Raw genomic sequence first — 13,736 nt, 5'->3', positions numbered from 1 at the left:
TTGCTTTAAACCTATTGAAGAATGAACATTCTAAAAAACTATCTATGAAAAGCAAAAGGCTTGAAGCTGGGTGGAATGAAGACTATTTGCTCAAAATATTAAATTTAAAAGTATGATTTTGCCCTGTATTGGAAAAAGCGATAGTTGATAAAGGCACATTATTATTCAAAACTCTGCATCTCAACAAGTTTTTTGTAAACTCCATTTTTAGCTAAAAGCTCTGTGTGTGTACCTTGTTCTGCAATTTCTCCCTTTGACATTACAATAATTTGGTCTGCGTTTTTTATAGTAGATAAGCGGTGCGCAATAACAATTGACGTTCTGTTTTTCATCATGTTTTCTAACGCAATTTGTACTAGACGTTCGCTTTCTGTGTCAAGGGCAGATGTGGCTTCGTCTAAAATCATGATTGGTGGATTTTTAAGAACCGCTCGAGCAATGCTTAAGCGTTGTTTTTGTCCACCTGATAATTTACCTCCAGCATCACCTATATTAGTGTCTATACCATTAGGTAAATCTTTGACAAATTCCCATGCATTTGCAATTTTGAGAGCATCAATAATTTCATTATCAGTAGCATCTTCTTTACCAATGAGAATATTATTTTTAACGGTATCGTTAAATAATATAGAATCTTGAGTAACTAATCCCATTAGACCACGAAGCGATGATTTTTTTAAATCACGAATATCATTACCGTCTATAGAAATATCACCTTGATTAACGTCATAAAAACGTGTTACCAAATTGGCAATAGTACTTTTGCCGCTACCAGATTGTCCGACTAGTGCAACACTTTTTCCTTTAGGAACCTTAAGTGTGAAGTTTTTAAGAACTAAATCATCTTCATATTTAAAAGATATATTCTTAATAGCTATTTCAGAATTAAAATCACTTTTTGATATAGCATTAGCATTATCTTTTATTGGCGATTGAGTGTTTAAAATTTCGAGTACACGGTCAGCAGATGCATTACCTGTTTTTACTTTATAACTAGCTTTGCTAATTGCTTTTGCGGGAGTCAATACGTTGTATGCCAGTGTCATATAGGTTATAAAAGCTGGAGCAGATAACGTATTTTCGATAAGTACCATCTGACCACCATAAAGTAGTATAACTGCAATTACAACAATGCCAAGAAATTCTGAAGTAGGAGATGCTAAATTTTGACGATGTGCTAAGTTATTAGAAAACTTGAATAGTCTTGAGGTCGAATTATTGAAGACCCGTTCAAACTTTGATTCGGCATTATATCCTTTGATAACTTTTAACCCATTTAAAGTTTCATCTAAAACTGATAGAAAAGTACCGTTTTCTATTTGCACTCGGTTTGAATGTTTTTTTAGACTTTTTCCTACTCTCGAAATTATTAACCCAGATATAGGAATAAAAACAAAAACAAAAATAGTGAGCTTTAAACTAATGGTGAACATTACAATTATTGTAAAAATAATGGTAAGCGGTTCTCTAACCAATAATTCTAATATTGCTAAAAGAGAATTTTGAATTTCGTTAACATCAGCAGAAATTCTTGCTATAATATCTCCTTTTCGTTTTTCAGAAAAATAGGCAATAGGCAATTTAATAACTTTTACATACAACTCATTTCTAATATCTTTTAAAATTCCATTTCTTAAATAGGCTAAGAAAAAATTTGAGAAATAACCTGCTAAGTTTTTTAATAAAAACATAGATAACACAATACAAATCATTAGTATTAAAACATTGTATTGTCCGTCTGCTTCAATTTTACTAGAGACATGAAAGTTGAATAACTCAGAGTAATAATCTTTAAAACCAGAAATTCCTTCAAAGTTTTCTCTTATTGGTTTAATGGTAATTCTTTTGGAAGTGTTTAATAAAACATCTAACATTGGCATTAATGAAACAAATGAAAGCGTTCCGAAGAGTGCATATAAGACATTAAAAAAAATATTTAGATATGCATATTTTTTATAAGGTAGAATAAATCTAGAAAGCTTTTTAATATAATCCATAGTCTAGATATTCATGTCTTTTAGTATAGCATCAATCTTAGATTCCAATAATTGCTCCGTTTTTGTAAAGTCAGACACATTGTCTAGTGCTGTATTTACACTGATGTAAAATTTTATTTTTGGTTCTGTTCCGCTAGGTCTTAAAGCTATTTTACTTCCATTTTCGGTATAATATATCAAGACATTAGATTCAGGAATATCTAGCTTATAACTTTCATGTGTTTGAAGATTTTTAGCAACTGATAATTTGTAATCTTCGATTAGCACAACTTTTTCACCGTTTACTTCTTTAAGAGGGTTTTCTCTAGCATCAACCATCATTTGTTTTATTTCTTCAGCACCTTCGATTCCTTTTTTTGTAATAGAGACTAAACGTTCTTTGTAAAAGCCATGCTCAATGTATAAATCGATGAGTTCTTGGTATAAAGTTTTACCATTAGCTTTGGCTTGCGCCGCAATTTCTATAGCCAATAGGGTAGAAGTGACAGCATCTTTATCCCGAACAAAATCACCTACCATAAAACCAAAACTTTCCTCGCCACCGCCAATAAAGTCTAACTCAGGAAAATCTTTAATCATTTTTGCAATCCACTTAAAACCTGTTAACCCAATTTTACATTCTACATTATATGCGTCACTCAAAACCGACATCATTGGTGTAGATACTATCGTTGAGCCTACAAATTGATTACCGTTAATTTTACCTTGGCTTTTCCACTGCTTTAGTAGAAAATTGGTCATCAATATCATGGTTTGATTACCATTTAAAATAACAAGCTCGTCTTCAAGATTTCTTACCACAACACCTAAGCGGTCACAATCAGGGTCTGTACCAATAACTATGTCTCCATCTGTTTTTTTAGCTAATTCCATAGCCATCTTAAGTGCTTCTGGCTCTTCAGGGTTAGGTGAATTTACAGTTGGAAAGTTACCATTTGGTTCTGCTTGTTCTTGTACAATATGAACATTTTTATATCCTGCTCGTTTTAGGGTTTCAGGAATTATAGTAATAGATGTACCGTGAAGCGAAGTGAATACAATATTTAGATTGTCTTTGGCTTCTTGCGGAGTATCAAAACTTCCATTTTTCACAGATGCATTGATAAAAACATCATCAACATCTTTTCCTATGTATGTAATTAAATCAGGATTACTTTCAAACTTAATATCAGAATAACTTAAACTATTTATTTCTGAAATAATTTCGGCATCTTGAGGTGGTACTAACTGTCCACCATCTTGCCAGTATACTTTATAGCCATTGTATTCTGGAGGATTGTGAGATGCGGTTAAAACGATACCACAATGACAATTTAAGTGTTTTAAGGCGAAAGATAATTCTGGTGTAGGTCGTAAATCTTCGAATAAATAGACTTGTATTCCGTTTGCAGAAAAGACATCGGCAACAACATTACCAAATGTTTTACTGTTATGTCTACAATCGTAGGCTATAGCCACTTTAAGTTGTTGGTTAGGAAAAGATTGCTTTAGATAGTTGCTTAATCCTTGTGTGTTTTTTCCTAATGTGTATTTGTTGATACGATTATTACCAACACCCATAATACCACGCATTCCTCCGGTTCCAAACTCTAAGTTTTTATAAAAACTTTCTTTTAGTTCTTTTGGATTACCAGCAATCATACGATTGACTTTCTCTTGTGTCTCTTTATCGAAAGTTTGGGTAAGCCACTCGTTTACTTTTTCTAGTATTTCGGGTTCTATGTGAAGCATATTCTTAGAGTATTAAGCTACAAAAGTACATAATTACTATAATGCTATGAGATAATGTTAACGGAATTTAGTCTAGATTTAAATTCTCTTTAATGAGATAGCGTCTATTATCTCGATTAGTCCTTAAAATGAGTTCCCCAAGAAAACCAGCTATAAATGATTGTGTGCCTATTATCATTGTTGCCAATGCTATATAAAAGGTTGGTCGCTGAGTTATTAAACGCCCTGTTGGATTTAGAAATATTTTATCAACACCTATGTAGAATGCAATTATAAAACCTATTAAAAACATAATTACGCCGAGAGCTCCAAAAAGGTGCATTGGACGCTTACCAAAACGCGATAAAAACCAAATGGTAATTAAGTCTAAAAATCCATTGATAAAACGGTTCATGCCAAATTTGGTGGTTCCGTATTTTCGAGCTTGGTGTTTTACAACTTTTTCACCGATGGAGGTAAAGCCTGCATTTTTTGCTAAAACAGGAATATATCTGTGCATTTCTCCATTAACGTCAATATTCTTTACAACAATATTTTTATAGGCCTTTAGGCCACAATTAAAATCGTTAAGCTTGACACCAGAAGTACGTCGTGCAGCCCAATTAAACAGTTTTGAAGGTAAATTTTTTGCAATAACAGAGTCGTAGCGTTTCTTTTTCCAACCAGAGACTAAGTCATAGTTTTCCTTTACAATCATTTGGTAAAGCTCTGGGATTTCTTCTGGATTATCCTGTAAATCGGCGTCCATTGTTATCACTACATCGCCTTCTGTTTTTGAAAAACCAGCATGTAAGGCTTGAGATTTCCCGAAGTTTTTAAGGAAACGAATTCCTTTTACATTGTTATTAGTTGCTAAAAGTGAAGAAATAACATTCCATGAATTATCAGTACTACCATCATCGATAAACAGAATTTCGTAAGAAAACGAATTGGATTGCATCACAGATACAATCCAATCGTGTAATTCTGTTAGCGATTCAGCTTCATTTAAAAGCGGAATGACTATAGATATATCCATATAATATTGCCGTCTAAAATTTAGGCTTCAAATGTAAATAAAATAATTAAGCTGCGTTAGGGTCGTTTTTTCTAACAACTAGTGCTACAATAAGTCCAACGATACTAAATCCAACGAGTTGTACGGCAATAGACTTGGCAATATTTCCAATTGAGTACATACTGCCACCTTCGCGTATTTGTGCTACAGCTTGGTCAATAGCTTCCTGAGTTGTTCCAAAACGTTCTAACATCTGAGCTTGATTTTCAATAATCATGTCTTGAAGTGCAATAGCAGAATCAGGATCAACAAAATTAAAAATCACTATACTTACAACTGAATTGATAAGAATACCGATTAAGATTGTTACAAAATAAGAAGTAAAAGCCTCTTTAAAGCTTATAAAGCCTCCCGAAAGCTTTCTCGTGTTCATTGAAGATATTATACCAAATACAATTACAAGTAGTAAAATAAATATGCCAAACCACCATTTGGTGAATAAGCTAAGGTCAATAGCGTAGCCTATAACAGTTAATGCAGCAAGAACTATACCTAAGTAAAGACCGTAGTTTACAGCTGAAGATTTTAATGATTTTTCCATGGTTTCTATGTTTATTAGTTAATCAGTTAGTAAGTATATAAATATACGGAAACGTTACATTTATATAGAAATAATATTGAAAAACGGTGTATTTTTGTCTTATGGTTATAAAAGAACGAAATCTTTCAAAATAAAGATTAAAAAAGATTGGACATTTATAAAAAATAATTAAATTTACACCTTGAAAAAAATCGAAATATTAAAGCGTTTAGTGATGAGAAAAGGTATACATCCAGAAAATTATAGAATTGTAGCATTTAAAGATATGTCTAACGACGACGTGTTTTTAACAAAATCTACAGCCAATACAGCAGAAAAGATTGAGGTTGATGGTGTTGAGTATCCATTAGTAAAACTTGAAATTTCAAGAACATCTCATCCTTATTATACAGGTAAATCTAAATTAGTAGATACTGCTGGTCGTATCGATAAATTTAAAAACAAATACGCCAAGTTTAAGAAATAAGCTAGCTAAATATATAAAATCAAGCCTTCAGATAATTTCTGGAGGCTTTTTTTGTTACTTTAATTAAAGTATTTTTGAAATATAAATTAGAGTTGAAAATGATGTTGTAAAACTTCAAGCTTCAGACTTCAAACCTCAGACAAATAATGAACTATATCCTTTTTGACGGTCCAAACAGAAATAATCTGTTGCCTTTTACCTATACACGTCCAGTTGCAGACATAAGAGTTGGTATCTTGACTATTAGAGAAAAATGGGAATCTTATCTTGACTATACGACTACGACAGTAACCGAAGATTATTTGTCTGAGAAGTTTCCAATGGTAGAAATGGATACTAATATTATGATTAATGCCTCTTTTCTCCCAAATACTGAAATAATTACCTTGGTTAAAGAACTAGAAGTTAATCAAGCTATTTTTAAAGATGAAGATGTTATTGCGTTTTGTGTTCAAGAAGGTGCAGAGCATGATGATTTTTCAAAATTTGAAGCCATTGAGTTCGAAAATGATATTATAAAAATTGAAAACACTTGGGATATATTTTCAAAAAATGGAGAAGCTATTGCAAATGATTTTGAGTTTATAACAAAAGATAAAAAATCAGAGCCAATTCCTAATTCTGTAAATACCGTAAACCCTGAACATATATTTATAGAAAAAGGGGCTAAAGTGAATTTTAGCTCTTTAAATGCTAGTTCTGGACCAATCTATATTGGGCGTGACGCAGAAATTATGGAAGGAAGTTTGGTTCGAGGCCCTTTTGCTTTAGGTGATAATTCGGTATTAAAATTAGGTTCAAAAATATATGGGCCAACGACAGTCGGTCCCTTTTGCAAAGTTGGTGGCGAGGTTAATAATTCAGTAATTTTTGGTTTTTCTAATAAAGGTCATGATGGATTTTTGGGTAATTCTGTACTAGGTGAGTGGTGTAATTTGGGAGCTGACACGAATACTTCTAACTTAAAAAACAACTACGCTGAGGTAAGACTTTGGGATTATAATTCTGAGGGTTTTGCCAAAACAGGCCTTCAGTTTTGTGGACTCATGATGGGTGACCATAGTAAATGTGGTATTAATACTATGTTTAATACAGGTACCGTAATTGGTGTTAGTTCTAATATATTTGGAAGCGGATTTCCTCGCAATTTTGTGCCAAGTTTTTCTTGGGGTGGAAGTAAAGGTTTTGTAACTTACAAAACTAATAAAGCTTTTGAAGTTGCAGAAGTAGTAATGAACAGAAGAGCTATTAATTTTACACAATTAGACAAATCTATTTTAGAGCATGTTTTTGAAATTACACAAAAGTATAGGAGAGACTAGTATGGCGTTAAGAAGCTTATTAATTATTGTTTTATGCTTAATGGTTACAATATGCTTTTCGCAAGACATAAAAATAAAAATAAAAAATATAAAGCTTAATAATAAACTTGACCATTTCTCTGCAATGATGAATAATGGAAACGTCTATTTTAGTCAAAATCTTACTAACAAAAGAGGTAAACCAATAAAAAATGGATCCAAAACCTTTATTTATTCACTTATAAAAGCTAATCTAGATAAACAAGGCGAAATAATAAACATGGAATCCATAAAGAAAACAAAGTTAGGTATGGTTAATATGTCTGTTTCTACCTTCTCTAAAGATGGTAAATACATGTATTTTACCACAAACTCTGTAGCAGTAGGAGTTAATAAAAGAAAAGATTTTAAAACGTTTAACCTACAGATTCAACGTGCTGAATATATTGAGGGCAAAGGCTGGACTAATTTTATAAAATTGCCATTTTGCAATAATAATTATAGCTATGCTCATCCTGCTTTGAGTCCTGACGGTAATACCTTATATTTTGTTTCTAATATTAAAGGCACTAAAGGTAGGACAGATATCTATAAAGTTTCTGTTTCTGGGCATCAAAATTACGGAGAGCCAGTGCGCTTAAGTAGAACTCTTAACTCTTATAGTACCGAATTATACCCATTTGTATCTAATGATAATAAAATCTATTTTTCTTCTAATAGACGAGGCGGCTTTGGAGGTTATGATATTTATTCTTATGACTTAAATACTGCTGATGAAACAATTATTCCTGAAGTACTTCCAAAACCAATAAATAGTATTGGTGAAGACTTTTCTTTTTTTCTAATGGATGATGGAAAAAGAGGATTCTTAACCTCTAGACGAACAAAGGGAAAAGGAAATGATGATATCTACTATTTTACTGGGTTTTAATCTTTTTTACTTTTTTTAAATCAAGCAAGTTTGTTGCGTTAATACCCAAATTACTGACATTCTTTCTTGTAAATCTTATAACTTCATCGTAAAACAAAGGAATAATAGGTGCAGATTGCATAACTAAACTATCCATTTTTGTGTAAAGCTTTGTGCGTTTTTCAGTGTCAGTTTCTAAGTAAGATTGCTCATATAGATTGTCAAAAGTAGCATTCTTAAAATGTGTGTAATTTGGCCCATTAGGCACAAAGTTTTTACTGTAATACAATGAAAGGTAGTTCTCAGCATCAGGGTAATCTGCAATCCAACTGGCTCTAAAAAAATCTAATTGACCGTTAGCTTTTAAGTCCTTTAAGCTCGAAGCAGGAATGACATCCACAACAATATTTAATCCTATTTTTTCAAGCTCTCGTTGAATGTATTCACAGAAACTTAAGTAATTGCTAGTTGTAGTTAAGGTGACTTCCGGATTAGTAATACCTGTATTCTCTTTAAAGGTATTTAGCAATGCGGTAGCTTTTTGAGGGTTATAGTTATAACCAATGTTATTGTTGTAACCAGGTAATCCTTTTGGGATAAAACCGCCATTGGCAGGTATGCCTATACCATTTCTTAAATAAGTAATCATTTTTTCTCTGTCAAAACCAAGATTAATCGCTTGTCGTATCAGTTGCGATTGTATTTCAGGGACTTCACTATCCATAAAAAAGCCAAGATACTCAGTATTGAGATATGGACCACGAATCATGTTAACGTCATTGACATAATTAGGTTTTAAATCGCCTTTTGATGTTAATATTTCATCTTTATATGATGCATCTAGCCCAGATACAAAATCAATATTTCCTTGGGCAAATTGTAAAAACTCGCTTTGCTTATCTGGTAAAAATGTTATGGCTACAGCTTCTAGATGAGGCAGTTGTTTTCCATGTGTGTCCGTTTCAAAATAGTTAGAATTACGTCTTAATACCAGTTTTATATTTTCTTCCCAACGCTTAAATTTAAAAGGGCCTGTACCAACAGGATTTGATCTAAAGTCTGTTCCGTAATGTTCAACAACTTCCTTAGGAATCACAGAGCAGTATTTCATAGTTAATAAACCTAAAAAAGCTGGGAAAGGCTGTTTTAGTTTTATAATAAAGGTAGAATCATTTTCAGCATAAAAGGTTTTAACTTTGCCCAATACCCAACTTCCTGGTGAAGCAATTCTGTCATCTTTTAGCCTATTAAAACTATACACAAAATCGGAAGCTTTAACGGTTCGAGTGGAGTCTTGAAATAGCTTATGTTTATGGAAATAGACCTCATTTTTTAGATAGAATCTGTAGGTTTTTGCACTGTCTAAAATTTCCCAATTTTGAGCAATCGCTGGTTGTACATCAAGATTTTTGTCCATTTGTACTAAACCATTAAAAAGCTGATTAGACGCCCAAATATCTGCTAAATCCTTCGCAAACGCAGGGTCAAGCGAGCTTATGTTTCGGTGTTCATTGTATCTAAAAACGAGATGGTCTTTGCTGTTTTTTTTCTTTTTAGAACAAGAACTAAAAAGTATGACACATAAAACAAAGAATAGTCTATTGATTTTAATTATTGTAAAGCCAAGTTTATGTTTTAGCATTTTGCCTTTTAGTTGTAAATTTGCTGTCTTGGTAAAAATACAAGAATGAACGCTAGAAAAAAAGTCGCATTTTGCACATTAGGCTGCAAGCTTAATTTTTCTGAAACTTCTACTATTGCTAGAAACTTTAGAGATGAAGGTTTTGATCGTGTAGATTTCAAAGAGCAAGCGGATATTTATGTTATAAATACTTGCTCAGTTACAGAAAATGCAGATAAGCGTTTTAAAACTATTGTAAAACAAGCTCAAAAGGTTAATCCAGATGCTTTTGTAGCTGCGGTTGGTTGCTATGCGCAATTAAAGCCTAAAGAATTAGCTGCTGTAGATGGCGTGGATTTAGTGCTTGGAGCTACTGAGAAATTTAAGATTACAGATTACATCAATGACTTATCTAAAAACGATTTTGGAGAAGTACATTCTTGTGAAATTGAAGACGCAGATTTCTATGTTGGTAGTTATTCTATTGGCGATAGAACTCGAGCATTCCTAAAAGTTCAGGATGGTTGCGATTATAAATGTACATATTGTACGATTCCATTGGCTCGAGGGATTTCACGAAGTGATACCATGCAGAGCGTACTTAGAAATGCCAAAGAAATTTCAGAAAAAGGCATCAAAGAAATCGTTTTAACTGGAGTTAATATTGGCGATTATGGTAAAGGCGAGTTTGGAAACAAAAAGCATGAACATACTTTTTTAGACCTAGTTTCTGAGCTTGATAAAGTAGAAGGTATAGAAAGATTGAGAATTTCATCAATTGAGCCTAATCTTTTAAAGAATGAAACTATAGATTTAGTATCTAAATCTAGAGCTTTTGTACCTCATTTTCATGTGCCATTACAAAGCGGTAGTGATACACTTCTAAAAAAAATGAAACGTCGCTATATGAGCGAATTATATACGGATAGAGTTTTAAAAATAAAGGAAGTGATGCCACATGCTTGTATTGGTGTCGATGTTATCGTTGGCTTTCCTGGGGAAACTGATGAGATATTTTTAGAAACTTATAATTACCTCAATGAATTAGATATTTCTTATCTACATGTCTTTACTTATTCGGAAAGGGATAATACCGAAGCCGCAAGTTTTAATGATGTAGTGCCCAAAAACATCAGAGCAAAGCGAAGTAAAATGTTAAGAGGTCTTTCTGCTAAGAAACGTCGTGCATTTTATGAAAGTCAGATAGGCACGGAGCGTGAGGTTTTATTTGAAAGTGAAAATAAAGAAGGCTATATCCATGGGTTTACAGAAAACTACGTAAAAGTTAAGTCGCCTTGGAATCCTGAATTATTAAATACAATTAGTAAAGTAAATCTTACAAAAATTGATGATGATGGCTTGGTCCGTTTCAATTTTTTAGATTAATTTCGAGCCGATTAAAATATTAAATGCAAATAAAATGAGGAGTTTATACTGCGTTTTAATAGCTGTTCTTCTTCAAAGCTTATCTTTATCTTTTTCTCAAAAGAAACTCTTTTACTGTTGAAGGTGATGAAATAAAATTAGATATTGGTGGTAAATATTAATTTTTAATCAGTGGATTAGTTCGGGTTTTTAAAGTTGCAATTAAAGTTTTTGTGCAAATAATTCTCAAATTTTATAACGAAGAGATTTAGTGCTTACTTACAATAAAATGTAAAGTTGTTGTCACATTAATACATAAAAAACCGATAGAATTATGTATCGTTTTTTTTATGTATTTCAAAGCTTATATTCTGATGCCTACAGGAAGCATTCTCTTATATTTTCTGTTTCCTCTAACAAATTTAGCAATCTCAGGACTTGTTGGCACAACACTAATGTTTCGTTCCTTAATATTACTGAAAACCATATCAATAAATTCTAATTCAAATTCTTTAGTTCTGATGGTATCGGGGATAATAAGTTTTGTTAAAAATATTTTACGTTCTTGTAAAGAATATTCAACAATAGCCATTTCATTTTCAACATTTAACTCAAATTGACGTAAAAATTCGTTGTCAATTAACTCAGCAGTTTCTGTCATAATTTTTTGTATTTAAAATTAGCGGTTGGCTAGGGTAGATTCTATATTTTGAATAGATTTGTGCAAATATACAAAAATTATAGCAATAATGGGGGTTTTATTTGTTAAAGCCCACTACAGTAGGTCTTTAACAGCAGCTATTTTTGAAATAAATGGCTAGAAATATTTTTGGATACAGTTAGCAATGAAAAATGAAATTATACATCTGTATTTTATGCCAGGAATGGCTGCTAACCCTCTAATTTTTGAGTATATAAAACTGCCAAAAAATCAATTTAAAATTCATTGGTTAGAGTGGAAAATTCCTGTTAAGAATGAATCTCTTGAAGCCTATGCAAAACGTATGATTACCGAGATTAAGCATGATAACATTGTTTTACTAGGTATTTCATTTGGCGGAATGCTAGTACAAGAGATGAGTAAGTATATAAACTTGCGTAAACTTTTTGTGGTGTCTAGTGTTAAATCACGTCACGAGTTACCAAAACGCCTTAAGCTTCTAAAATATACTAAGGCTTACAAAATACTACCTACTCAGTTAGTTGGAAATATAGATTTATTAGCCAAGTATGCTTTTGGTAAAACTATAAAGAAACGCGTCGAACTTTATAAAAAGTATTTGTCAGTAAATAATAAAACTTATTTGGATTGGGCAATTAAACAGGTAGTTTGTTGGAATCAAGAAAAACCACATCCTGATGCTTTATATATTCATGGTAACAATGATTTTGTTTTTCCGCATTCTTGTGAAGGCGATTGTATTGTTATCAAAGGCGGTACACATATTATGATTATTAATAAGTATAAATGGTTTAATGAAAATTTACCAAAACTTATATTGAATGAGGCTTGACAATCAGCCGTTTATTTAATACATTTAAACAAAAGAAATTCTCATGAAAATTATAAAAAATATATTTGCGGTAATAGGCTTAATAGCACTTTCAGGCTTCTTTATTTTTGGAATGCAAAAAGCGCCATCAGATGCAGATGAGGTTGTATTAGAGAAGAACACATCTTTAGTCAAAGATTATAATATTTATGCATTAGAAGTGCCAATGGATTTAAATTTTGCTGGAGAACCATTACCCTTAGATAGCCCAGATATTTATGAGCGTATGGATCGTGAGCTTTTGGTTAACACGTATTGGCAATCTAATGGTTTGTTAATGTTTAAACGTGCACAAAAATATTTTCCTATAATTGAGCCAATTCTAAAGGAAAATGGGATTCCTGAAGATTTTAAATATCTATCGGTTATAGAAAGTGGATTGACCAATGCAGTTTCACCAGCAGGTGCAAAGGGGTTTTGGCAAATTATGAAAACAACAGGTCGTGAAAATGGATTAGAAATTAACTCTAATATTGATGAGCGTTATCATTTAGAAAAAGCGACAAAAGTTGCTTGCAAATACCTTAAAGAAGCAAAAGTAAAATTCGGAAATTGGACACTAGCAGCAGCATCTTATAATGCTGGGAAAGCAGGTATTGCAAGACGATTAGAAGAACAAAATGTCAATGATTATTACGATTTATTATTAGGTGAGGAAACAGGGCGATACATGTTTAGAATAGTAGCACTCAAAGAAATTTTGAATAATCCAAGTAAGTATGGATTCAATTTCACTAAAAACGATTTATATAAACCTGTTCCAACATACAAAGTGAAAGTTGATACAGCTGTTGTCGATTTTACCAAATTTGCAAAAAAATTTGGGATTAACTACAAAATATTAAAAATACACAATCCTTGGCTCCGTGAGCCACATCTAAATAATAAGTCTAGAAAGCTTTACCATATCCAACTACCAGAGAAAGGTATATATAAAACTGCACCCTAGCTCTTAGACTATATAAACAGTCATATTTGGGAAATATTAATAGGGCATAATTACATTATTGCAATATCTGCAGTAATTACAATCTTATTTAAAAGGATTAATCCTTTTAAAACGCCTAGGTACAACAACTAAGTTTTCGTTGCGTCCGCAGGACGAACAATGAAAACTCCTGTTGAACGGAACCGTTGAATTTAGAAATAATCTTAGTAAAACAGCCCTATTGGGGATATCGCTTTTGGGATAGT

Annotated in this window: 12 protein-coding genes; 6 read left to right on the top strand and 6 right to left on the bottom strand. The window is 32.2% G+C overall.

The window, feature by feature from the left end; genetic code table 11:
- Positions 1 to 161: 161 nt before the first annotated feature.
- The 4 genes from HKP48_RS00840 to HKP48_RS00825 form a co-directional block, all read right to left on the bottom strand.
- The gene (locus HKP48_RS00840) at positions 162 to 1,997 is read right to left on the bottom strand and encodes an ABC transporter transmembrane domain-containing protein (RefSeq protein ID WP_296341853.1); all 1,836 of its coding nucleotides are present in this window, start codon (positions 1,995 to 1,997) and stop codon (positions 162 to 164) included.
- Positions 1,998 to 2,000: 3 nt separating this feature from the next.
- Positions 2,001 to 3,728, bottom strand: a complete 1,728-nt coding sequence (locus tag HKP48_RS00835) for a phospho-sugar mutase (protein ID WP_296341852.1) — start codon at positions 3,726 to 3,728, stop codon at positions 2,001 to 2,003.
- Positions 3,729 to 3,795: 67 nt separating this feature from the next.
- Positions 3,796 to 4,746, bottom strand: a complete 951-nt coding sequence (locus tag HKP48_RS00830) for a glycosyltransferase family 2 protein (RefSeq protein WP_296341851.1) — start codon at positions 4,744 to 4,746, stop codon at positions 3,796 to 3,798.
- A gap of 46 nt (positions 4,747 to 4,792) precedes the next feature.
- A complete protein-coding gene (locus HKP48_RS00825) occupies positions 4,793 to 5,326 on the bottom strand; it encodes a DUF4199 domain-containing protein (RefSeq protein WP_296341850.1) in 534 nt (177 codons plus the stop codon).
- A 214-nt stretch (positions 5,327 to 5,540) separates the two neighbouring features.
- On the opposite strand from HKP48_RS00825, the gene HKP48_RS00820 reads away from it, so the two are divergent.
- The 3 genes from HKP48_RS00820 to HKP48_RS00810 all read left to right on the top strand — a co-directional run bounded on the left by HKP48_RS00820 (position 5,541) and on the right by HKP48_RS00810 (position 8,024).
- Positions 5,541 to 5,792, top strand: a complete 252-nt coding sequence (locus HKP48_RS00820; RefSeq protein WP_296341855.1) for a type B 50S ribosomal protein L31 — start codon at positions 5,541 to 5,543, stop codon at positions 5,790 to 5,792.
- 146 nt (positions 5,793 to 5,938) lie between these two features.
- Positions 5,939 to 7,114: a GlmU family protein gene (locus HKP48_RS00815; RefSeq protein ID WP_296341848.1), complete on the top strand. Its 1,176-nt coding sequence runs from the start codon at positions 5,939 to 5,941 to the stop codon at positions 7,112 to 7,114.
- Complete coding sequence (locus HKP48_RS00810; RefSeq protein WP_296341845.1) at positions 7,083 to 8,024, top strand: hypothetical protein; 942 nt, start codon at positions 7,083 to 7,085, stop codon at positions 8,022 to 8,024. The genes HKP48_RS00815 and HKP48_RS00810 overlap by 32 nt, the downstream gene beginning before the upstream one ends.
- On the opposite strand, the gene HKP48_RS00805 is transcribed toward HKP48_RS00810, so the two are convergent.
- The gene (locus tag HKP48_RS00805) at positions 8,011 to 9,645 is read right to left on the bottom strand and encodes an ABC transporter substrate-binding protein (protein ID WP_296341841.1); all 1,635 of its coding nucleotides are present in this window, start codon (positions 9,643 to 9,645) and stop codon (positions 8,011 to 8,013) included. The two genes, HKP48_RS00810 and HKP48_RS00805, sit on opposite strands and share 14 nt — an antisense overlap.
- A gap of 45 nt (positions 9,646 to 9,690) precedes the next feature.
- Here HKP48_RS00805 and mtaB point away from each other — a divergent pair, with 45 nt between their 5' ends.
- Positions 9,691 to 11,010, top strand: a complete 1,320-nt coding sequence (gene mtaB / locus HKP48_RS00800; RefSeq protein ID WP_296341837.1) for a tRNA (N(6)-L-threonylcarbamoyladenosine(37)-C(2))-methylthiotransferase MtaB — start codon at positions 9,691 to 9,693, stop codon at positions 11,008 to 11,010.
- A 343-nt stretch (positions 11,011 to 11,353) separates the two neighbouring features.
- Here mtaB and HKP48_RS00795 read toward each other — a convergent pair whose 3' ends face one another.
- Complete coding sequence (locus HKP48_RS00795; RefSeq protein ID WP_296341835.1) at positions 11,354 to 11,650, bottom strand: N-acetyltransferase; 297 nt, start codon at positions 11,648 to 11,650, stop codon at positions 11,354 to 11,356.
- A gap of 184 nt (positions 11,651 to 11,834) precedes the next feature.
- On the opposite strand from HKP48_RS00795, the gene HKP48_RS00790 reads away from it, so the two are divergent.
- Together HKP48_RS00790 and HKP48_RS00785 are read left to right on the top strand one after the other, a co-directional pair.
- Positions 11,835 to 12,503, top strand: coding sequence for an alpha/beta hydrolase (locus HKP48_RS00790; protein WP_296341833.1), 669 nt, complete (start codon positions 11,835 to 11,837; stop codon positions 12,501 to 12,503).
- A gap of 43 nt (positions 12,504 to 12,546) precedes the next feature.
- Complete coding sequence (locus HKP48_RS00785; RefSeq protein WP_296341831.1) at positions 12,547 to 13,491, top strand: lytic transglycosylase domain-containing protein; 945 nt, start codon at positions 12,547 to 12,549, stop codon at positions 13,489 to 13,491.
- Positions 13,492 to 13,736 lie beyond the last annotated feature (245 nt).

Source organism: Winogradskyella sp., from assembly GCF_013042245.1.
Lineage (GTDB): Bacteria > Bacteroidota > Bacteroidia > Flavobacteriales > Flavobacteriaceae > Winogradskyella.
This window is presented reverse-complemented; position numbering and strand designations above follow the sequence as displayed.

Coding starts and splice junctions, on each gene's coding strand:
- HKP48_RS00840 (WP_296341853.1), bottom strand. CDS start 1,997: ATGGATTATATTAAAAAGCTTTCTAGATTTATTCTACCTTATAAAAAA.
- HKP48_RS00835 (WP_296341852.1), bottom strand. CDS start 3,728: ATGCTTCACATAGAACCCGAAATACTAGAAAAAGTAAACGAGTGGCTT.
- HKP48_RS00830 (WP_296341851.1), bottom strand. CDS start 4,746: ATGGATATATCTATAGTCATTCCGCTTTTAAATGAAGCTGAATCGCTA.
- HKP48_RS00825 (WP_296341850.1), bottom strand. CDS start 5,326: ATGGAAAAATCATTAAAATCTTCAGCTGTAAACTACGGTCTTTACTTA.
- HKP48_RS00820 (WP_296341855.1), top strand. CDS start 5,541: ATGAGAAAAGGTATACATCCAGAAAATTATAGAATTGTAGCATTTAAA.
- HKP48_RS00815 (WP_296341848.1), top strand. CDS start 5,939: ATGAACTATATCCTTTTTGACGGTCCAAACAGAAATAATCTGTTGCCT.
- HKP48_RS00805 (WP_296341841.1), bottom strand. CDS start 9,645: ATGCTAAAACATAAACTTGGCTTTACAATAATTAAAATCAATAGACTA.
- mtaB (WP_296341837.1), top strand. CDS start 9,691: ATGAACGCTAGAAAAAAAGTCGCATTTTGCACATTAGGCTGCAAGCTT.
- HKP48_RS00795 (WP_296341835.1), bottom strand. CDS start 11,650: ATGACAGAAACTGCTGAGTTAATTGACAACGAATTTTTACGTCAATTT.
- HKP48_RS00790 (WP_296341833.1), top strand. CDS start 11,835: ATGAAAAATGAAATTATACATCTGTATTTTATGCCAGGAATGGCTGCT.
- HKP48_RS00785 (WP_296341831.1), top strand. CDS start 12,547: ATGAAAATTATAAAAAATATATTTGCGGTAATAGGCTTAATAGCACTT.